This window comes from Paraburkholderia silviterrae, assembly GCF_004353915.1.
In the GTDB taxonomy this organism is placed as follows: Bacteria; Pseudomonadota; Gammaproteobacteria; order Burkholderiales; family Burkholderiaceae; genus Paraburkholderia; species Paraburkholderia silviterrae.
In genome coordinates this window covers 45,628-64,830 of record NZ_SMRP01000035.1, presented here as the reverse complement: position 1 = coordinate 64,830, position 19,203 = coordinate 45,628, and the positions used below count along the sequence as shown (strand labels likewise).

General features: G+C 64.0%; 14 protein-coding genes. 10 read left to right on the top strand and 4 right to left on the bottom strand.

Going from position 1 to position 19,203, the window contains the following annotated elements; all coding sequences use genetic code 11:
* The first annotated feature begins 115 nt into the window (after window positions 1-115).
* Both EYW47_RS35775 and EYW47_RS35770 read left to right on the top strand, forming a co-directional pair.
* Window positions 116-463 carry a cupredoxin domain-containing protein gene (locus EYW47_RS35775; RefSeq protein ID WP_133199527.1) on the top strand — a complete coding sequence of 116 codons (348 nt, stop codon included), beginning with the start codon at window positions 116-118 and terminating at the stop codon, window positions 461-463.
* A 384-nt stretch (window positions 464-847) separates the two neighbouring features.
* Window positions 848-1,951, top strand: coding sequence for a helix-turn-helix transcriptional regulator (locus EYW47_RS35770; protein WP_133199526.1), 1,104 nt, complete (start codon window positions 848-850; stop codon window positions 1,949-1,951).
* A gap of 121 nt (window positions 1,952-2,072) precedes the next feature.
* Here EYW47_RS35770 and EYW47_RS35765 read toward each other — a convergent pair whose 3' ends face one another.
* Window positions 2,073-2,972, bottom strand: a complete 900-nt coding sequence (locus EYW47_RS35765; protein WP_133199525.1) for a hypothetical protein — start codon at window positions 2,970-2,972, stop codon at window positions 2,073-2,075.
* A 287-nt stretch (window positions 2,973-3,259) separates the two neighbouring features.
* On the opposite strand from EYW47_RS35765, the gene EYW47_RS35760 reads away from it, so the two are divergent.
* The 4 genes from EYW47_RS35760 (at window position 3,260) to EYW47_RS35745 (ending at window position 6,596) form a co-directional block, all read left to right on the top strand.
* A complete protein-coding gene (locus EYW47_RS35760; RefSeq protein ID WP_133199524.1) occupies window positions 3,260-4,042 on the top strand; it encodes a COG4705 family protein in 783 nt (260 codons plus the stop codon).
* 29 nt (window positions 4,043-4,071) lie between these two features.
* Entirely contained in the window at window positions 4,072-4,512 is a 441-nt protein-coding gene (locus tag EYW47_RS35755) for a hypothetical protein (RefSeq protein ID WP_133199523.1), read from the top strand.
* A gap of 72 nt (window positions 4,513-4,584) precedes the next feature.
* The gene (locus EYW47_RS35750) at window positions 4,585-5,250 is read left to right on the top strand and encodes a response regulator transcription factor (RefSeq protein WP_133199522.1); all 666 of its coding nucleotides are present in this window, start codon (window positions 4,585-4,587) and stop codon (window positions 5,248-5,250) included.
* Complete coding sequence (locus EYW47_RS35745) at window positions 5,226-6,596, top strand: ATP-binding protein (protein WP_133199521.1); 1,371 nt, start codon at window positions 5,226-5,228, stop codon at window positions 6,594-6,596. Before EYW47_RS35750 ends, EYW47_RS35745 begins: the two co-directional genes overlap by 25 nt.
* Window positions 6,597-6,677: 81 nt before the next feature.
* On the opposite strand, the gene EYW47_RS35740 is transcribed toward EYW47_RS35745, so the two are convergent.
* A complete protein-coding gene (locus tag EYW47_RS35740; protein ID WP_133199520.1) occupies window positions 6,678-7,610 on the bottom strand; it encodes a hypothetical protein in 933 nt (310 codons plus the stop codon).
* A gap of 137 nt (window positions 7,611-7,747) precedes the next feature.
* Here EYW47_RS35740 and EYW47_RS35735 point away from each other — a divergent pair, with 137 nt between their 5' ends.
* From EYW47_RS35735 to EYW47_RS35720, 4 genes are all read left to right on the top strand, one after another.
* Window positions 7,748-8,614 (top strand): M15 family metallopeptidase, encoded by an 867-nt coding sequence (locus tag EYW47_RS35735; RefSeq protein ID WP_133199519.1) that lies wholly within the window; start codon window positions 7,748-7,750, stop codon window positions 8,612-8,614.
* A gap of 111 nt (window positions 8,615-8,725) precedes the next feature.
* Window positions 8,726-12,637: a type VI secretion system membrane subunit TssM gene (gene tssM, locus EYW47_RS35730; RefSeq protein ID WP_133199518.1), complete on the top strand. Its 3,912-nt coding sequence runs from the start codon at window positions 8,726-8,728 to the stop codon at window positions 12,635-12,637.
* Window positions 12,634-13,644 carry a type VI secretion system-associated protein TagF gene (gene tagF, locus EYW47_RS35725; RefSeq protein WP_133199517.1) on the top strand — a complete coding sequence of 337 codons (1,011 nt, stop codon included), beginning with the start codon at window positions 12,634-12,636 and terminating at the stop codon, window positions 13,642-13,644. The genes tssM and tagF overlap by 4 nt, the downstream gene beginning before the upstream one ends.
* Window positions 13,628-14,605 carry an OmpA family protein gene (locus tag EYW47_RS35720; RefSeq protein ID WP_133199516.1) on the top strand — a complete coding sequence of 326 codons (978 nt, stop codon included), beginning with the start codon at window positions 13,628-13,630 and terminating at the stop codon, window positions 14,603-14,605. The genes tagF and EYW47_RS35720 overlap by 17 nt, the downstream gene beginning before the upstream one ends.
* Window positions 14,606-15,311: 706 nt before the next feature.
* On the opposite strand, the gene tssA is transcribed toward EYW47_RS35720, so the two are convergent.
* Window positions 15,312-16,448, bottom strand: a complete 1,137-nt coding sequence (gene tssA / locus EYW47_RS35715; protein ID WP_133199515.1) for a type VI secretion system protein TssA — start codon at window positions 16,446-16,448, stop codon at window positions 15,312-15,314.
* Window positions 16,449-16,462: 14 nt separating this feature from the next.
* Complete coding sequence (gene tssH, locus EYW47_RS35710; protein WP_133199514.1) at window positions 16,463-19,174, bottom strand: type VI secretion system ATPase TssH; 2,712 nt, start codon at window positions 19,172-19,174, stop codon at window positions 16,463-16,465.
* Between the last annotated feature and the right edge of the window lie 29 nt (window positions 19,175-19,203).

Below are 19,203 nucleotides of genomic sequence, written 5' to 3'. Positions count from 1 at the left end.
CCAAAGATGCTTGGCGTGACGAGCATCAGGATCTCGCGCCATCCGCTTGCCGCGACGCTTGCCGACACGACGCTCGCCTGACTGCGAAATTCGTCATTCAATACGGAGCCAAGCCATGCCATCCCCTTTCTTTCGTCGTGCGTTCATCCTTTCCCTCGGGAGCGCTCTGCTCACTGCAGCATTGGCCATCGGGTCGCCTGCCGCGCATGCTCAGGACCCCAATGAGATCGTCATCAAGAATTTCATGTTTTCGCCGATGTCCCTCACCGTCAAGGCCGGCACCACCGTGACCTGGAAAAACATGGATGGCGAGCCGCATTCGGTCGTCAACGACGCGGGCATATTCCACTCCGCCGCGCTCGACCAGAACGATACGTATCAGTTCAAGTTCGACAAGCCGGGCGTGTACAACGTGAACTGCGGCATCCATCCGTACATGAAGGCGACCATCACGGTGCAGTAGGTCGATTCAGGCGAGCCATGGCCGCGAGCGCATCGTTGCCCGGATTCCTGCCGGATGCGCGCGAGCCGAACAGCGTTCACAGGCATGCGTTGACGGCCAGCCAGGGTTTCACGGTCTTTTCCATAACTGTCTAATTAATTTCGTGTGCATCAGCAAGCCGGCGAGATCGATCAAGCGCGTTTGCACCCCGCTCTCCCGGCCCGCTCCTCGATTTCGTGTTGCGAATCGTAGACACTCCGGTTATTCGCGGCGTCCCACAAAATGGGTCGCTTGTTAAAATCGGCGACACGGCGGCGCCTGCGAAGCGCAGGGGCAAACGATCCGGCAAGCGTGGAACGAAAACACGCACGAACGGGCGTGTGCGTGGCAAACAGGGGAACGGGGATGTCCAGGACACGAACGGCTGACGAGTCGATCGCGGCGCTGTATGCGGCCGCCGTCGACCCGGCGCAGTGGGATGTCGCGCTCAACGCCATCATGGCGCTCGCGGATGCGCGCGCCGCCAATTGCTTCGTCCATGACTTGCAGTCCGGCAGCTTTCTCGAATACCGTTTCACCGGCTATGGCTCCGGCTGGGCCGAAGCGTATGCCAGCCACTATCACGACCTCGACCTCGCACGCGGTGTGCTGATGCGCGAACCGCCGGGCCATATGTACGCGATGCATCGCTATTTGCCCGATCGCGTGGTCGAGCGCAGCGAATATTATCAGGACTTCTACATTCAGGAAGGACTCCGATACTCGTGCGGCGGCATGCAGATCGATGGCGAGCGCCGGCTGATCATGGCCGTGCATCGTCCCGTCAATCACGAGCCGTTCGACGGCCGGACGACTCGCGAGCTTCAGCGCGTGCTCGAGCATCTGCCGAACATTTTTCGCGTCCGGCACATGGCTGCACACGCTCACACCCCGGCGCCGATGATGGCGGCCGCGCTCGATGCGTTGCCACGGGCGGTGATCGTCGTGGACGACGAGATGCGTGTGCATTATCTGAATGCCTGCGCGGTCACGATGCTCGAACGCTCGACGGAAATCCGCGTCAAGGCCGATCGATTCACCGCTTCCGACTCCCAGGTCGCGCCGCAACTGATGAGGCGCATCAGGAACGTCTGCTCCGCTTGCCCGCTGGTCGATCCGCTGCCGCTTTACGCCCTCGATTCCGCAGGCCGCCCTGCGCTCGAAATTCACGTCATTCCATTGAAGCCGCAACTCACCCTTCATCTGGACCCGCAAGCGCGGCCGCTCGCCATGGTGCTGCCCAGACGCCGGTTTCAGGACCCTGCGCGGCCCGGTGCCGGCGAGCGGCCATTCTCGCTATCGCGCGCGGAAATGGCCGTAGCGAACGGGCTTGCCAGCGGCATGACGCCGGCAGAATATGCGAGTCGTGCGAGCGTTTGCGTCAGCACCGTGCGAAGTCAGATCAAGGCGATCTTCACAAAGACCGGCGCGCGGCGCATCGCCGACATCGTCGCGCTGTTCAGCGATTGAGGCGCGCCGTAAAACCACCTCGGCAAACCCCGCACGGCGAATGCATGCGGGGTCGCCGGCCGCGCAATCTCCTCGCAAGCGGGTACGCCACGCGGGGCACATTGCGAGCAGCCAGCAACGCCTATTTGTAGAACGCTACGTTGGCCGCGCCGCCCGATGGAGAAGACGAGGTATTGATGTAGACCAGCACATAGTTGCCGGCCGGCAATTGCATTTCGCACTCGATTTCCAGATTGGCGGCACCTGAGCCGTTCCCGCAAGCATACGTGTACGGAATCTGACCTTGAGTGAATCCATTGGCAAAGGTGGAAGTGAATGAACTGGCCTGGCTCGTCGACATCACCGCAAAGGTGCCTCCGGGCCCTTCTGTTTCGATATAGCCGCGGGTCCCGGCGGAAACCGTAAAGGGCTGGGTTTTCCATCCGCCAGGATTGAGGACTCCGGTGTCCATCGGCGTATTGCCCGTCAACGATGCGCCCGGCAGCGACACCGCATCGAGCTCGGCATAAACCGGGTTGGAATAAGACGTCGAGGTGACCTGGTCCGCGCCAATGCCCACGTACCAGGTGCCCGCCGGTATCGTCACGAAGTTCATGCCGGACTGACCCGATGGCGCCATGCGGTAGCCAGTGGCCGCGCCACCGCTCTGGAAAATCTGGGCGTTATTCGCGTCGAAAATCCAGAAGTCGGCGGCATACTGTGCCCAGGAGAAGGCCCAAACCTGGGTAGAAGCGGATACCGTGAGCGGGCTCGAGTTGACATAGCGGGGTTGGCTCGCCGTCAAGGTCGCGTTGATTTCGCCGGTTTCATTGGTAGCGAAAGACTGGCCAGCCGCGACGCCGGAGCTTGGGCCCGTGCCGTTACTGGGGGTGCCCCCGGCCGCTCCGCCAGTCGAGCCGGTAGTCGAGTCACTGCCTCCGCCGCCACAACCCGCGAGCAATCCAATCGATGACGAACAAATCGCCAACGCTACGGCTCTTCTCAAACAAAAGAATCTCGGATCTGCTCTTTTGATATTCATGACGATCTCCTGGCGTGGACGTAAATGCGCCATCCCCCGACTTCTTCTGAACCGGCATCGCACGTCGTTTCCTGCCCGATGAGTTTTTGTTGGACCGGGATGGCTGGTTCCCCCGTTCGGTGAATTGAGCTTGCGCAGCGCCGAACCGAAAACCAGGCCTCAGTGGACCAGATTGGCGTGCGCCGGGCATCCCCAATCCTGGGTATGGCGTGAGATGCCTATGGCTGGGCTAAGTCAGCGTCCCCAGACTCAGCACCTGGCTCCTCACCTGGTCCGGAGAACGCACTGTGAATCACTCGCCCACCATCGAATCCAGCAACTGGCTCAACAAAGTTCCTGAAATCACGCTTTCGTTCTGGATCGTCAAGATCATGTCCACCACGGTGGGAGAAACGGGAGCGGATTTTCTGGCAGTCAACGCGGGCTGGGGCCAGGGCGTGACACGCACGGTCATGGCCGCCCTGCTGGCCGCGGCCTTGTTCATGCAATTGCGCACCCGCCGCTACACCCCCTGGATTTACTGGCTCACGGTGGTGCTGGTCAGCGTGGTTGGCACGCAGATCACCGACCTGCTCACCGATGGCCTGAACGTCAGCCTGTACGCCAGCACATCGGTGTTCGCCGTGGCGCTCGCCGCGATCTTTTTCGTCTGGTATCGGGCCGAGCACACGCTCTCCATTCACGACATCGTGACCCGCAAGCGTGAGCTGTTTTACTGGGCCGCGATTCTGTGCACGTTCGCCCTGGGAACCGCTGCTGGCGATCTGGCAACCGAGGCATTGGGCCTGGGCTTCGTTTGGGGCGCAGTCGTTTTCGGCGCGCTGATCGCCCTCGTTTGCGCCATCTGGCGCATGGGCGGCAATGCCGTGCTGACCTTCTGGATCGCCTACATCCTGACCCGCCCGTTCGGCGCCGCACTCGGCGACCTGCTGACACAGGCCAAAACCTATGGTGGCCTCGGCATGGGCGCCATGTGGACCAGCACCCTGTTCCTCTCGGTGATCGTCATGCTGGTAGCGCTCGCACAGTTCGGCATGAGCATGGGCAAGTCCGCTCAAACGGCCGAATGATCCCTCTTCCCACTGCTCAAGGTAAAAACATGCACCCTCTGCTCCCATTGCGCCGTTCAGTTGTTACCGTTACCGCCGTCATGCTCCTGGTCCTGGCGGCCGGTTGTTCCCGGCAAGCCAACGACGGCAATATCGCGTCTGCTCAGGCGGGACAGGCCGCTACGGCATCGAACGTCAAGGCCGCTTCGCGGCTCGGCGACCTGACTGCGTTCCGTGACATCACGACCGACGTTGCCGCCAAAGTGGACAAAGGCGATTTGCCGGCGGCAAAGGCTCGCATCAAGGATCTGGAAATCGCATGGGACTCGGCGGAGGCCGGGTTGAAGCCCCGTTCCGCCGATGACTGGCACGTCCTCGACAAGGCCATTGACCGTGCGCTGGCCGCCCTGCGCGCCAATACCCCGAATCAAGCCGACTGCAAGGCGGCTTTGGCAGCCCTGCTGAAGACCTTCGATTCGCTACAAGCGTAAAGCCCCTCGCCATGCGATCATTGATTCGAGCAATATGCTGTTTTTGAATCGCTGAATCTGCAGGAGAGGGAATTGCGAACATTGCTGGTCGAAGACGATCCCATGATCGGTGAAGCCATTCGGGATGCGTTGAAGGATGCGTCCTATGCGGTGGACTGGGTGACGAACGGGCAGACCGCCCTGGCGACACTGGATTCTCAGCACTACGATCTGGTGTTGCTCGACCTGGGCCTGCCCGGCAAGGACGGGCAGGAGGTGCTGACCCGTATTCGCACCAGCAACAACGCGGTTCCCCTCGTCATCATCACGGCACGCGATGGGCTCGATGACCGCCTGCGAGGCCTGGACGGTGGGGCCGATGACTACGTGCTCAAGCCCTTCGAGATGGCGGAGCTGCTGGCCCGCATGCGCGCCGTGCTGCGTCGCAAGGGTGGCAATGCTGCGCCCGTTCTCGGCAACGGCGTGGTGACGCTCGATCCGGCCACGAAAGAGGCCTGCGTCGCGGGCGCTCGCCCAGTGCAGTTGTCCAATCGCGAGTTCGCCTTGCTGCAGGCCTTGCTGATCCGGCCTGGGGCCATCCTGTCACGCAGCGAGCTGGAGGACCGCATCTACGGCTGGGGGGACGAGGTCGAAAGCAACGCCGTCGAATTCCTGATCCATGCGCTGCGGCGCAAGTTGGGCAGCGAGATCATCAAGAATGTCAGGGGGGTGGGATGGATGGTTTCAAAAGGCGTCTGAGCGAGTCGGTTCAGCTCAAGCTGTCGTTCACCCTGTCCCTGGTCATCCTCGTTGTTGCAGTCGTTGCTGGCGTCTTCTCGTTCCTGTCTGCGTTTGATGAAGCGCACGAGTTGCAGGACGATGTCTTGCGCCAGGTCGCAAGGCTGATGGACCAGCAGCGTCTGTCACCTGTTCCTGTACCCGCCGAGGCCCGCCTCAAGGATAGCGATGAGGAGGCGCGCGTGATCGTCCAGTACCTGGTCGATGGCCATTCACGCGCGCGAGGCGTGGACGACGCGAGCCCCCTGCCCTTGCCCGCGACGCTGGCCGATGGCCTGCAAACGCTGGCAGTCGGCGGGGAAACGTTTCGCGTGCTGGTCAAGACAAGTGCCGCCGGCGAGCGCATTGCCGTCGCTCAGGAATCCGGATTTCGCAATGAAATCGCACGCGACAGCGCGCTGCGTACTGTCATGCCCTTCCTGATCCTCGTGCCGGTGCTCCTGCTGATCGTCGCCAACCTGGTGCGCAAGATGTTCCACCCGATCGCCACGCTTGCCATGGAAATCGACCAGCGTGCCGAGCAGCAATTGCACCCTGTCGAAGACAGCGGCCTGCCGGCCGAGGTGCGTCCATTCGTGGTCGCGATCAACCGCTTGCTTGGCCGGGTAGACAAGGCGATGGAAACCCAGCGCCGCTTTGTCGCCGACGCAGCGCACGAATTGCGCTCGCCGCTGACCGCCCTGTCACTGCAAGCGGAGCGCCTCGCGCAAGCCGAAATGTCGAGCGAGGCGCGTGAACGGCTGGCGATCTTGCGCCGAGGCATCGAGCGCGGAAGGAGTTTGCTGGATCAACTCCTGAGTTTGGCCAAAGCACAGTCGTCGACCGAATTGCCGGACGCGCCGGTTTCCGTCCAGGGGATCTTCCGCCGCGTGCTGGAAGACCTCATGCCACTTGCAGAAGCCAGGCGCATTGACATTGGGGTCGAAGGCACACAAGACGCGCAGGTGTGGGTGAGCGAGCTGGACATGCTTGCGGTGGTCAAGAATCTCGTCGATAACGCCATCCGCTATACCCCTGAGGGCGGGCGCGTCGATCTATCAGTGAGCAGCGCGCAAGGGCGCGCCGTGCTGCATATCGAGGACAACGGCCCGGGCATCTCGCTGGCCGAACGCGAGCGGATCTTCGATCCTTTCTATCGCACGCTGGGTAGCGAGCAGATCGGCTCGGGACTCGGCCTGTCGATCGTAGAGGCGATTACCCAACGCATCGGCGCGCAAATCCGTCTCGGGTTCTCCGACCATGCGAAGCAAACCGGCTTGAGCGTAGAGATCGTCATGCGTGAGGCTGGCCCGTCCCAGGATCGATAAAGCGAGCCACACATCACAATAAACACAATCGTATCGGCGACCGGTCGAGCGATGCGCCCACCCGGCCGTCCAGCCGCAATCTCAATGCTCGTTGCTCGCCCGCGCCGCCGAGGGACACGCCGGATCCGTGCCCCAGTGGCCATCGCATACGCGCCAGCGGCACAACTGATCTTCGAAGAACCCCCGATCGCCGCACGCCTTCACTTGCTGCGCTAGCGGCGCATTGCTGTCGCTCTGGGCCTTGCCCGCAGCCTTGGACCCGTGCGCCGCCGCCTTGGCATCGGCCGGCTTCGTGCGCGCAACGAGCACGGCGAGCAGATCGACGTCGGAGTCATCCTGCTTCGCGCCGTTGTGCGGCTTCTTCGACTGCGCAACGGCCGACTTGCTTTCCGTACGACGGGTATTCGCCGCCGGGTGCTTCGCCGCGGCCTTTTCGCGCGATGGCGCCGATTGGGCGCGAGGCGCCTGCGCCTTGGGCGCTGCTGCCGCAACCGTGGCGCCGCTCGCGTTGCCGTCGCGCGCACCGACTGTTAGTGCGCGTGAAAGCCTGTCGGCATCGTTCGCCGGCGCGGGCGCGGCATTGCCCGCCGCGGACTTTGCACTAGCCGCGTCGTCGTCGGCGATGATCGTTGCCGCGTGCGATGCCGAAGCCGCGTCGGGCGCGCCGATCTGTGCGCTTGCAACGACCGGCTGCGATGCGCTCGCGGCCGCCACCACCGCGGCGCTTGCCGGCGCGGCAGAGGCGCTCGATGCCGTGGAGGGCGCGCGCGTCATCAGCTGCCATGCGCCGAACGCGCCGGCGCCGATCACGAGCAGCGCAACGAGCGCTGCCGTCTTCGAGGCGCGCGGCTTGCCTGCCGCAGCGGCAGGCGGCACGACGCGCCCTTCAAGATTCGCAAGAATGCGCGAGCCATTGGGCGCGCCGCCATTGGCGGGCGCGCTGGCCGCTTTGCCGGGGCCATCAGCAAGCAGGCTGGGTGGAGCTTTAGGGCGGGAGTTGTCCGGCACACTCATTAGAGTCTCATTCGAATCGTGCACATTGAATCGGGCCTGTTTCGCCGTAATAATACGGGTCGGCCCGGCTTCGGGCAGGCCTGATTCTAAAATCAAGCATTACAAAAAACAATTGCCTCCAGTTCACGAGGTTGCTTTTGGTTGCCATTGCACTCGTAGTCTATTTCGCCATTACCGTCCCGTTAGCAGCAATACTGCTACTTCCGGGCGTGCGGGCGGTGTTTTTCGACGTCGTATCCAGTTTGCATAACCTCGTCACACGGCGCATTTCGGCTAGCGCCACCCAAGCGCGTAAAGGCATTTCCAGATCGGCAAAATATTCCCAATCAAGCATGACGGGTATGCAAAATTTGCTGATTAAACGACGCTTGCTGATTTTGTCGACGACAGGTATTCTTGCGACGCCGCCGTTGATTGCCATTGCGCTTCGCGGCCACCAGTTATTCCAATACGATGACACGCTTCGGGCGCCCGATGAAAAAATCTCGGCGTTGCTCAGTGGCGAGCAGCTCGTCCCGCCGCCGCCATTACCGCCCGAGGTGTTCGCCACGCAGGAGGTCGAACAGCTTCGCCCCGCGCTGGTGGACGCGAGCCGCGACTGGAATCTGCTCGATCCGGATTTCCGTACGCGTCTATTGCTCGTTTATAAAATCATGCACGAGCAATACGGTTATCAAATGGCGTTGCTGGAAGGTTATCGGAGCCCCGAACGGCAGGACCGGCTGGCGAAAATGGGGGGCAGCGTGACCAATGCCGCGGCGTTTCAGAGCTACCACCAATACGGACTCGCGGCGGATAACGCGTTTTTACGTGACGGCAAGCTCGTCATTTCAGAAAAAGACCCTTGGGCCATGCGCGGCTATCAGTTATATGGGCAGGTGGCCGAACAGGTCGGGCTAACGTGGGGTGGCCGGTGGAAATTGATGGATCTCGGGCACGTCGAATATCACAAGCCCGGTTTCGTGCTCGGGCGCAGAGCTACTGCTCTTCAAAAAGTCCAATAATTCGCGCCGACATGGTTTCGCAATCAGACGCCTATAAGCTCGAGCGGCCCGCCGTGGCCCACGCTACGCACAATCAGAACAGCATTCAAAGCACCAGGACCTGACCGGCTTATGCAACGCATCCTCAACGTGCTGACCCACAGGCGCACGATTTCCATCATCGGCTTCATCGTAGTGGCGGCGGCGCTGTTCGCTCTCGTCGGAGCGGGGCAAGTCACGCTCGTGTGGGCCGCGCTCGCACTCGGCGTGCTGCTCGCGCTATGGCTCTGCGTCTGGTTCGTGCGCCGCATTCGCGTGCGCCGCGGCAACAACAAGCTCGGCGAGATGCTCGAACAGCAGGCCCAGGTCGAGAGCCCCAGTGCCGCTGCCACGCGCGGCACGCAGGCCGAGCTCGACGCGCTGCGCACGCGCCTCACGGACGCGGTCAAGACCATCAAGACCTCGAAGATCGGCCAGCTTTCGGGCGGCTCGGCGCTCTACGAGCTGCCGTGGTACATCGTCATCGGCAATCCGGCGGCGGGCAAGAGCAGCGCCGTGCTCAATTCGGGCCTGCAATTTCCTTTCGCCGACAAAAAAGACGCCATCGTGCACGGCATTGGCGGCACGCGCAATTGCGACTGGTTCTTCACGACCGAAGGCATTCTGCTCGACACGGCAGGCCGCTATTCGGTGCACGAGGAAGACCGCGGCGAATGGCTCGGCTTTCTGGGGCTGCTCAAGCGCTTCCGGCCCAAGGCGCCCATCAACGGCATCATCGTGACTGCGAGCATTGCCGAGCTCACCGGTAACCGCCCCGAGTTCGCGATCAATCTCGCCAAGAACCTGCGCCAGCGCGTGCAGGAACTCACTGAAAAGCTCGAAGTGTTCGCGCCGGTCTACGTGATGTTCACGAAGGTCGACCTCATCACGGGCTTCACCGAATTCTTCAGTGGTAGCGAGCGCAACGAATACGACCGCGTCTGGGGCGCCACCCTGCCCTACGAACCCGACGAGAAGCGTGACGTGGTCACGCTGTTCGACGAGCGCTTTGAAGAGCTCTATGACGGCCTCAAGGAAATCAGCATCGCGCAGATGTCAATCAGCCGCGGCAATGCGCTCACGCCGGGGCAGTTGAGCTTCCCGCTCGAGTTTTCGACCATCAAGCCTGCGCTGCGCGCGTTCCTCGCCACGCTGTTCGAGAACAATCCGTTCCAGTACAAGCCGATTTTGCGCGGCTTTTACTTTACGAGCGCCTTGCAGGAAGGCGAAACCAACAGCGCCGCCGCGCAACGCATCGCCAACCGCTTCTCGCTCTCGACCGACAGCTTGCCCAAGCCGCAAGCGGCGTTCTCGAAGAACGGCTTCTTCCTGAAAGACCTGTTTTCCAAGGTGATTTTCGCCGACAAGCAAACGGTCCGCCAATTCGCGAGCCCCGCCAAGACGCGCCTGCGCTACGCCACGTTCTTCGGCGTGGTGGCCGCGCTCGCGCTTGCGCTCGGCGGCTGGACGTGGTCGGCGATCAACAACCAGCAGCTCGTGGCGAACGTGCAGGCCGACCTCGACAACGTGGAAAAGCTGCAGCAGAACCGCAACGACCTGCAGTCGCGCCTGCAGGCCATGGACATTCTGGAGGACCGCATCGAGCAGCTCGAGCAGTTCCGCCGCGACAAGCCGCTCGCGGTGTCGCTGGGCCTCTATCAGGGCGACCGCGTCGAGCAGCACTTGCTTCAGGAGTATTACAACGGCGTGCGCCAGATCATGCTCACGCCGGTCTCGCAGAATGTCGAAGCGTTCCTCAAGGAAGTCGACGCGCATCCGGACCAGCTCGCGCCCATGACGCGCGCGCCCGATTCGGGCGCCGTGCCGGTATCCGCGCACGCGGCCATGGCGAGCCCGAGCCAGGGCGGCCTCTATAGCGACGCGTCGCCCACCAGCGTCGAGGACGCGTACAACGCGCTGAAAACCTACCTGATGCTCTCGGACAAGCGTCATGTGGAAACCGCCCACCTCACCGACCAGATCGCCCGCTTCTGGCGCGGCTGGCTGGAAACGAATCGCGGCAACATGCCTCGCGACGAGATGATCAAGAGCGCCGAGCGCATGATCACCTTCTACCTCTCGCGCGTGTCCGACGACGACTGGCCGATGATCGACGCGAACCTCGCGCTCGTCGACCAGACGCGCGAAGACCTGCGCCACGTGGTGCGCGGCATGCCGGCACGCCAGCGCGTCTACGAAGAAATCAAGGCGCGCGCCTCCACGCGTTTTGCGCCGATGACGGTCGCGCGCATCGTCGGCGACGGCAACTCGTCGCTGGTGGCGGGCAGCTACGCGATTCCGGGCACCTTCACGCGCGAAGCGTGGTTCCAGTACGTGCAGCCCGCGATCCGCGAAGCCGCCACGAAGGAGCTGCAGGCGAAGGACTGGGTGCTCAACACCTCGGCCAGCGACGACCTCACGCTCGAGGGCAGCCCCGAGCAGATCCAGAAGACCCTGGTGGGCATGTACAAGGCCGAGTACGCGCAGCACTGGCAGAAGTTCATGCAGGGCATCGCCGTGCAGGATTTCGGCAGCTTCGGCCAGGCCGTCGACGCGATGAACCGCCTCGGCGACCCGCACGATTCGCCGATCCGCAAGATCATCGAAACCGCGTACGACCAGACCTCGTGGGATAACCCGTCGCTCGTCAACGCCACGATCAAGCAGGCGCAAAGCGGCGTCACGGGCTGGTTCAAGAACCTGTTCTCGCGCGCAACGAGCGGCCCGATCCAGGCGAACATCGACATCAACGGCAATCCGGTCGAGATGCCGATGGGTCCGGTCGGCCAGGCGTTCGCGGGGCTTGGGCGCATCGTTGTCACGCACGACAACGGCTCGCTCCTGAAGGGCTATATGGACTCGCTCTCGAAGGTGCGCACGCGCTTTAACACCATCAAGAACCAGGGCGATCCGGGACCGGGCGCACGCCAGCTGATGCAGCAAACGCTCGACGGCAACGGCTCGGAGCTTTCCGATTCGCTGAAGTTCGTCGACGAGCAGATGCTCACCGGCCTCACCGACGACCAGCGCAAGGCGCTGCGGCCCCTGCTCGTGCGCCCGCTCATGCAGGCCTATGCAGTGGTGATCCAGCCGGCCAGCGCGGAAGTGAACAAGGTGTGGAACGCGCAGGTGTACCAGCCCTTCCAGGCGTCGCTCGCGAACAAGTATCCGTTCTCGAGCACGGCGAAGATCGAGGCGGGCTCGAGTGAAATCGCCCAGACCTTCGGCCCCGACGGCGCGATCTCGAAGTTCGTGAGCACCACGCTCGGGCCCCTCGCGGTGCGCCGCGGCGACACGCTCACCGCGCGCACCTGGGGCGACATGGGCCTCTCGCTCACGCCCGACTTCACCACCGGCTTCGCACGCTGGGTGGCGCCGCTCGCGGGCGGCGCGGCGGGTGCGAGCGCGGGCTCGAGCGAACCGCAGACCGTGTTCCAGATCCTACCGCAGCCTTCGACCGGCACGACCGAGTACACGATCGCGATCGACGGCCAGCAACTGCGCTATCGGAACACGCCGCCGCAGTGGACCAACTTCGTGTGGCCGAATCCGTCGGGCGCGCCGGGCGCGACGCTCTCCGCGACCACCTTCGACGGCCGCACGATCCAGCTCGTCAACGAGCCGGGGCGCTACGGACTCGAGAAGCTGATTAACTCGGCGCAGCGCAGCCGCCGTCCGGACGGCACCTTCGACCTCACCTGGACGCAGGGCAGCGTGACGGTTTCGGTGAGCATGCGCATCATCAGCACCTCGCAGCCTACGGCTTCGAGCAGCAATGCTCCGCAACAGCAGGGGCTGAGCGGCGTGCAGCTGCCGTCTTCCGTCGCGAACGTGGGCCCGGCGGCGGCGGGTAGTCCCAATGCGCCCAACGCGCCCGGTGCGCCGAACGCAGCGCCGGCAGCGGGCAACGCGCAGAACAACAACGCCCCCGTCAACGCGCCCGCCGGCGCGGTGACGACGGCCAACGCCACGGGCGCCAACAACAACGCGGGAGACGCGCAATGACGCAAACCGTTCAGGCGCAGATCGCCTACTTCGGCAAGATCCCGTCGCGCGGCGACTTCGTGAAGAGCGCGCACAATCCGCAACTGCTGCAGACGCTCGACCGCTGGATTGCCGAAGCGATGGACATGCTCACCGACGATCCGCGCTGGAAGATCGTCTACGAAGAAGCGCAGCCGATGCACTTCGCGTTTCTCGGCTCGCAGAGCAAGCTCGCGATCGCGGGGCACATGGTGGCGAGCCGCGACCAGTCATCGCGGCGCTTTCCCTTTCTCGCGGCCACGGCGCTCGAAGTCGAGCAGCCGCTCGCGTTTCTCGCGCGCAGCCCGCTCGCGCTCGCGCGCCTGTGGTCGCGCGTCGCCGCGCAGATGCAGCCGCTCTTGGGCCCGAGCGAGCCGGCCGGCGCACTGCAGGCGCTCGGCGAGACCTTCGTGCCGGTGGACGTGGGCGGCGCGGGCAATCCGCACGACGGCACCTTCGCCGACTTCATCGAGCATCAGACGCTCTCGGGACTCGAGCAGATGCTGCTCGCAAGCGGCCATCCGGTGCGCCTGCGCGGCGCGATGCTCGCGCTCGGCTCGCTTTTGCGCCCCGTGATGACGAGCGGCGCGGCGCATCTCGAGCGCGGCCTCACGCTGCCGCTGCCGACCGACCCGTTCTACCGCAGCCTCGTGGCCGCATTCTGGCTCGAGTTGATCGCGCCATTCGTCTCGAAGGCCGACTTCGAACTAGCCATCTTCATGGGCACCATCGCGCAGCGCGAGCGGCTCATCATCGGCTTCAACGGCGCCTCGGCGAAGACCTTGCATAGCGTGGTCGATCCGCAAACCTACTCGGCCCATAACATCGATATCGACGATCCCGAGTGGGTCGACGAACATGCACAGAACGACCATGGCATCAGCAAACTCGTCAGCTACCTCGATCAACCGCAACTGTCGCTGCGTGTCTCGATCGACACGTTCCGCGAGGCGTTCATCGGGGAGCTGGTCAATGGCCGCCGTGCTTGAGCTGCATAAGCGCGGCGCCCTCGCCGCCGCGGCGGCGCTGATGTTTGGTGCGTTTGGCGCGTTCTGCGCCCCTGCATTTGCCGACGACGCCAGCCCCGCGCGCGTCACGCCTGTGGATACGAGCGGCGGGCAGATCCGCACCACGGTGCTGCCCGACGCGGCGTCCTCGAACGGTCAGGTCAACCAACCCGGCACGGCCAACGCCGCGCCCTCCGCTTCCGGCACGCGCAGCACCGCGAGCACGACGCCCGCTCCGGCGAACACGGCGCCGGGCCAGGTCGTGGTGGGTGGCAAGGTGCCCGACGAGGCGACTCACGCCGCCGTGCTGCAGCGCCTGCGCGACACCTATGGCGCGGCGAACGTGGTCGATCAGATCGAGGTCGGCGACGTGGCCACGCCGCCCAACTGGTCGACGAACGTGCAGAAGCTGATCAACCCTGGGCTGAAGCAGATCCGCAAAGGACAACTGAAGATCGACGGCACGCAGATTGACGTGCGCGGCGAAGTGGGCAACGAAGCGCAACGCCAGCAGATCGCCAGCGACATGGCCAATGCGCTCAATCCCACCTACACCATTCGCAACGGCCTGCGGGTGAGCGCGTCCGAACAAGGGCTGCTCGACCAGACGCTCGCGAACCGCACGATCGAATTCGAAACGGGCAGCGCCACGCTCGCGCCCCAGGGGCGCGCGATTCTCGATCAGATGGCGGCCGTGTTGGTGAAAATGAACACGCGTACGGTGGAGATCATCGGTCACACCGATAACTCGGGCAATCGCGCGTCGAATATCGCGCTGAGCCAGGCGCGTGCGGATGCCGTGAAGGGGTATCTCGTTGGGAAGGGGATCTCGCCGCAGCAGCTCACGACCGATGGTGTTGGGCCCGATCAGCCGGTGGCTTCGAATGATAGCGCGGATGGGCGCGCGCGTAACCGGCGTATTGAGTTTCGGGCGGGACTCTGATTTTTTGATTTGCGGTTTCTGCTGTCGCGATGGGGGTTTTGTGTGATTCCGTCGCGTTTCCCTCGCGTTTCCGTCGCGTTTCCTTGTTTTCGTGTCGGTATATTGGTGTTACCCCTGTGCGGGGCGGCACCTACTTTTCTTTGCAGCGGCAAAGAAAAGTAGGCAAAAGAAAGCCGCTCAAACCGCCAGTGTGACGCAGTGGACCACTAACCTTTAATCGGAGTGGCTCCGGGGCGTCTGTCACCACGCGCCGTCACCCGGAGTGACTAAGGGCTCATCCATCCGGCGGCGCTACGCGCGCCGTGGGGCATAACCAAAACCAGTGGGACGCACGCGGTTTCGTAGTACTCCAGTGTATTTGATCGGCAGTACTATCGCGCATTCGCTGGCAACACGCCCGGTTTTCCTTGCAGACCCTTCCGCCCGCACGCAGCGCGAGGCGGGAAGGATGAGCCCTTTGTCACTAAGGCGGAGTGCGCGAGGTGACGGATGCCCCGGAGCCGCTCCGATTTACAGGGCAGTGGTGGACTGCGTCACACTGGCGGTTTGAGCCGCTTTCTTTTGCCTACTTTTCTTTGCGGCTGCAAAGAAAAGTAGGTGCCGCCCCGCACAGGGGCAACACTAATATACCGACATGAAAACAAGGAAACGCGAAAAGCCCCAAGCGCCCCCACAGAATCCAGCAACTTCATCAATCAAAAAACACTCACTCAGCCTTTACGCCCAGCATCTCCCGAATGTGCGAGAGCGTGCCATCGTCCTTCACCACCGTGGCAAGCCACTCATGCAGCGGCATGCCGGCCCACTCGGCCGCCTTATCAGCAAGATAAGCCACCGGACTATGCGGCTCAGTAGCACGAAAATAATCAGCCACGGCGCGCAACTGCGCCACCGCATCCGCGCGGCTCTGAATACCGCCATGCACGCTACCATGAACGCGAGTCGGAGTCTGCACGGGTTCCTCATAGGGCAAAGACTTGAAGCTCGGCTCCGCGCGCTGCGCCACGAAATCCGATTCGCTCTGGACTGCTTGTGAATCATGCTGATCGTGCGCCGCTTGCAGCGCTTTCGCAGCCGCATCCGGATCGACGCCCACGTCACGAGCAAAGCGCGCGACCAGGCCGTAAACCGTCTCGAAAGTATCACGCGTTTGCCGAAAGCTCGGCGCGGCGTCGCCCGCACGGCGCTCCAGCTCATCGTCGAGCGCTGCGAGCGCCACTTCGAAAGCCTTGAATTGCGCGAGCAGCGCCTCATAAAACGCGGGCGCCGTAGCCCGCCGCGAAGCATCGATCTGCTCAACCGAAGGCTTCCCACGCGCAATGTCGGCCGCGTTCTCGGGATCGCGCTTGATGGCCTGCGCAACATGCTGCGCGACTTCCCAGTCAAGCGCGCTAAACGGCGCGCCCGACTGCGTGAGCGGCACGGCGCGCAGCAGCTCAGCCGATCGCCCCGCAAGCCACGCGACATTACCGAGGCGCGACTCCACGTCGTCGCCCTCGGGCAGCGGATGCAGATGATCCCAGAAGCGCTCCACGAGCCCCGTGAGAACGGCAAAGCCTTGCGTGAGGCCGGGCATGCCGTCCTGGATCGCCAGCGCCTCGGTGAGCCACACGGCCACGCGCAGGTCCTTGGTCTGTGTGGCGAGCAGCGCAGTGCAGCGTTCGGCCACGAAAGCCCAGTCCGCTTCCTTGATTTCCGTGACCCACTCGCCCTGATCGAGCGAAGGATCGTCGAAGCGGCGCGCGTGAGCGATGGCGTCGAAATCCGCGGAAAACAGCAGATCTTCGCCGCACGGCGAGCTTTCGGTGATGGGCGCAAAGAGCGCGGTGGTATCGGTGGACATGGCGGTCGGCATGGTCAATTCACGGTGTATTCGAACTCGCCGGCCTCATTCGCTCGCACCGCCACGCTCGCGAGCGCGGTGCCCTGCGCGATGCGTTCGAGCACCTGCTGCGCAAGCTCGGGCAGCAGCGTGCCGTTCAGAATGTGGTCGACGTTGCGCGCGCCCGAGTCCACTTCGGTGCAGCGGGCCAGCACGGCTTCCACGAGCGAGTCGTCCCACTCGAAGGCGGCGCCGTGGTTCGCCTCGATGCGCCGGCGGATGCGTTCGAGCTTGAGTTCGATGATCTCGGCAAGCACGTCGTCGGAGATCGGATAGTACGGAACGACCTTCATGCGCCCGAGGAAGGCGGGCTTGAAGGTCTTGTAAAGTTGCGGGCGCAACAGTTCGGCAAGCGCATCCGCGTCCGGCAGCTCTTCGGCGGGCTTGTTCAGGCACGCCTGCATTACCGCGGCCGAGCCCACGTTCGAGGTCAGGATGATCAGCGTGTTGCGGAAATCGATGGCGCGTCCTTCGGCGTCGTCCATCGTGCCCTTGTCGAAGATCTGGAAGAACATTTCCAGCACGTCGGGGTGGGCCTTTTCGACCTCGTCGAGCAGCACGACCGAATACGGGTTGCGGCGCACCGCCTCGGTCAGCACGCCGCCTTCGCCGTAGCCCACGTAGCCCGGCGGCGAGCCCTTCAGGCCCGAGACGCTATGCGCCTCCTGGTACTCGCTCATGTTGATGGTCACGAGCTTGCGTTCGCCGCCATAGAGGATATCGGCGAGCGCGAGCGCCGTTTCGGTCTTGCCCACGCCCGAGGGGCCCACGAACATGAACACGCCGCGCGGCTTGTTCGGGTCCTCGAGGTTCGCGTTCGCCGTGCGCACGCGCTGGGCGATGGCCTCGAGCGCATGGTCCTGGCCGATCACGCGCTCGCCGAGCAGCGGGTTCAGGTTGAGCACGGTCTTGATCTCGTCCTTCACCATGCGGCCCAGCGGAATGCCGGTCCATGACGCGACCACTTCGGCCACCACGTGCGCGTCCACTTGCAGCGGCACCATCGGGCCGTCGCCCTGCAACGCATGCAACTGCTCGATGAGCGCGGGCAGCGCCGCGCGCGCGGCTTCGGCGTCGCGGGCGAGCTCGGCCGCGTTGTCCGTCGCGCCCTTTTCGCCCTCTTCCCGCGTTTCGCGCGCCGTGTCGATACGGCTGCGCAGCGCCGCGATTTGCGCGACGAGCTCGCGCTCCCTGGCGTAGCGCACTTCGTCTTCGGCAACGGCGGCCGCGGCTTCGTCGCGCTGCGCGCGCAACTCGGCGAGGCGTTCGTCGTGTGCGGCGCCGTTTGCCGCTTCGCGCTCGAGCGCCGCAATCTCGGCCTCGATGCGCTCGATGCGGCGCTTGCCGTCGTCGATCGTACCGGGCGTCGAGCTATGCGCGAGCGCGACCTTCGCGCACGCGGTGTCGAGCACGCTCACCGCCTTGTCGGGCAGTTGGCGCGCGCTGATATAGCGATGCGAGAGGCGCACGGCTTCGGTGATCGCCTCGTCGAGAATGCGCACGTTGAAGTGGCGCTCCATGAGGCCCGTCATGCCGCGCAGCATGGCCGCCGCGAGCGCTTCGCCAGGCTCTTCGATCTTCACCACCTGGAAGCGCCGCGCGAGCGCGGCATCCTTCTCGAAGTACTTCTTGTACTCGCTCCAGGTCGTGGCCGCGATCGTGCGCAGCTCGCCGCGCGCGAGCGCCGGCTTGAGCAGGTTGGCGGCATCGTTCTGGCCCGCCTGGCCGCCCGCGCCGATGATCGTGTGCGCCTCGTCGATGAACAGCACAATGGGCTGCGGGCTCTTCTTCACCTCATCGATCACGCTTTTCAGGCGGTTCTCGAACTCGCCCTTCACGCTCGCGCCCGCCTGCAGCAGGCCCATGTCGAGCACGCGCAGCGCGACGTTGCGCAATGGCTCGGGCACGTCGCCTTCGGCGATGCGCAGCGCAAGCCCTTCCACCACCGCCGTCTTGCCGACGCCAGGCTCGCCCGTGAGGATCGGGTTGTTCTGGCGGCGCCGCATCAGGATGTCGATGGTCTGGCGGATCTCGCCTTCGCGGCCGATCACCGGGTCCACGCTGCCCTCTCTCGCGCGCTGCGTGAGATCGGTCGTATAAGTGTCGAGCGCGGGCGTCTTCGAGGGGCCGGCGCTTGCGCCCGGCTCCGCTGCGGTTTCACCGGACGCGGTGGCGTGTTGCGCCGCGTTGCGCTCGGCGTCGCGCGGCACGCCTTCCACCGAGCCTTCGGTCAGTTTGTCGAAACGATGCTTGAGCTCGGCCACCGGCACCTCGGCGAGACGCGCCGACATGCGCTGCGCAAACTGCGCGAGATCGGGCGCGCCCAGCAGCGCGAGCAGCAGATGGCCCGAGCGGATGCGGCCGATCTGCGTGTCGAGCGAAGCGATCAGCCACGCCTGCTCGAACAGCGCGATGAGATGCGGCGAAAACACTGGCGTGCGCGTGTTGCCCGTCTTGAAGTGCTGCAATTCGCGCTCGAAGTCGGCGCGCACCGCATGGGGATCGACGCGCGAGGCGCGCAGCGCGCACACGAGATCGGACGCCGGCTCTTCGAGCAGCGCGAGAAACAGGTGTTCGAGATCGACTTCGTAATGTCCGCGCGACAGGCACGAGCTGGCCGCCCGTTCGGCCGCGAGGCGGCTGGTCGTGTTGAGCTTCGTAATCAGGGTCTTCAGAGGCGTGCTCATGTCGTGAGGTCGGTCCGGGCGAGGTTCCA

What these genes read in the sequence shown, in the direction of transcription:
- EYW47_RS35775 (WP_133199527.1), top strand. Translation starts at nt 116, where the DNA reads ATGCCATCCCCTTTCTTTCGTCGTGCGTTCATCCTTTCCCTCGGGAGC.
- EYW47_RS35770 (WP_133199526.1), top strand. Translation starts at nt 848, where the DNA reads ATGTCCAGGACACGAACGGCTGACGAGTCGATCGCGGCGCTGTATGCG.
- EYW47_RS35765 (WP_133199525.1), bottom strand. Translation starts at nt 2,972, where the DNA reads ATGAATATCAAAAGAGCAGATCCGAGATTCTTTTGTTTGAGAAGAGCC.
- EYW47_RS35755 (WP_133199523.1), top strand. Translation starts at nt 4,072, where the DNA reads ATGCACCCTCTGCTCCCATTGCGCCGTTCAGTTGTTACCGTTACCGCC.
- EYW47_RS35745 (WP_133199521.1), top strand. Translation starts at nt 5,226, where the DNA reads ATGGATGGTTTCAAAAGGCGTCTGAGCGAGTCGGTTCAGCTCAAGCTG.
- EYW47_RS35740 (WP_133199520.1), bottom strand. Translation starts at nt 7,610, where the DNA reads ATGAGTGTGCCGGACAACTCCCGCCCTAAAGCTCCACCCAGCCTGCTT.
- tssM (WP_133199518.1), top strand. Translation starts at nt 8,726, where the DNA reads ATGCAACGCATCCTCAACGTGCTGACCCACAGGCGCACGATTTCCATC.
- tagF (WP_133199517.1), top strand. Translation starts at nt 12,634, where the DNA reads ATGACGCAAACCGTTCAGGCGCAGATCGCCTACTTCGGCAAGATCCCG.
- EYW47_RS35720 (WP_133199516.1), top strand. Translation starts at nt 13,628, where the DNA reads ATGGCCGCCGTGCTTGAGCTGCATAAGCGCGGCGCCCTCGCCGCCGCG.
- tssA (WP_133199515.1), bottom strand. Translation starts at nt 16,448, where the DNA reads ATGTCCACCGATACCACCGCGCTCTTTGCGCCCATCACCGAAAGCTCG.
- tssH (WP_133199514.1), bottom strand. Translation starts at nt 19,174, where the DNA reads ATGAGCACGCCTCTGAAGACCCTGATTACGAAGCTCAACACGACCAGC.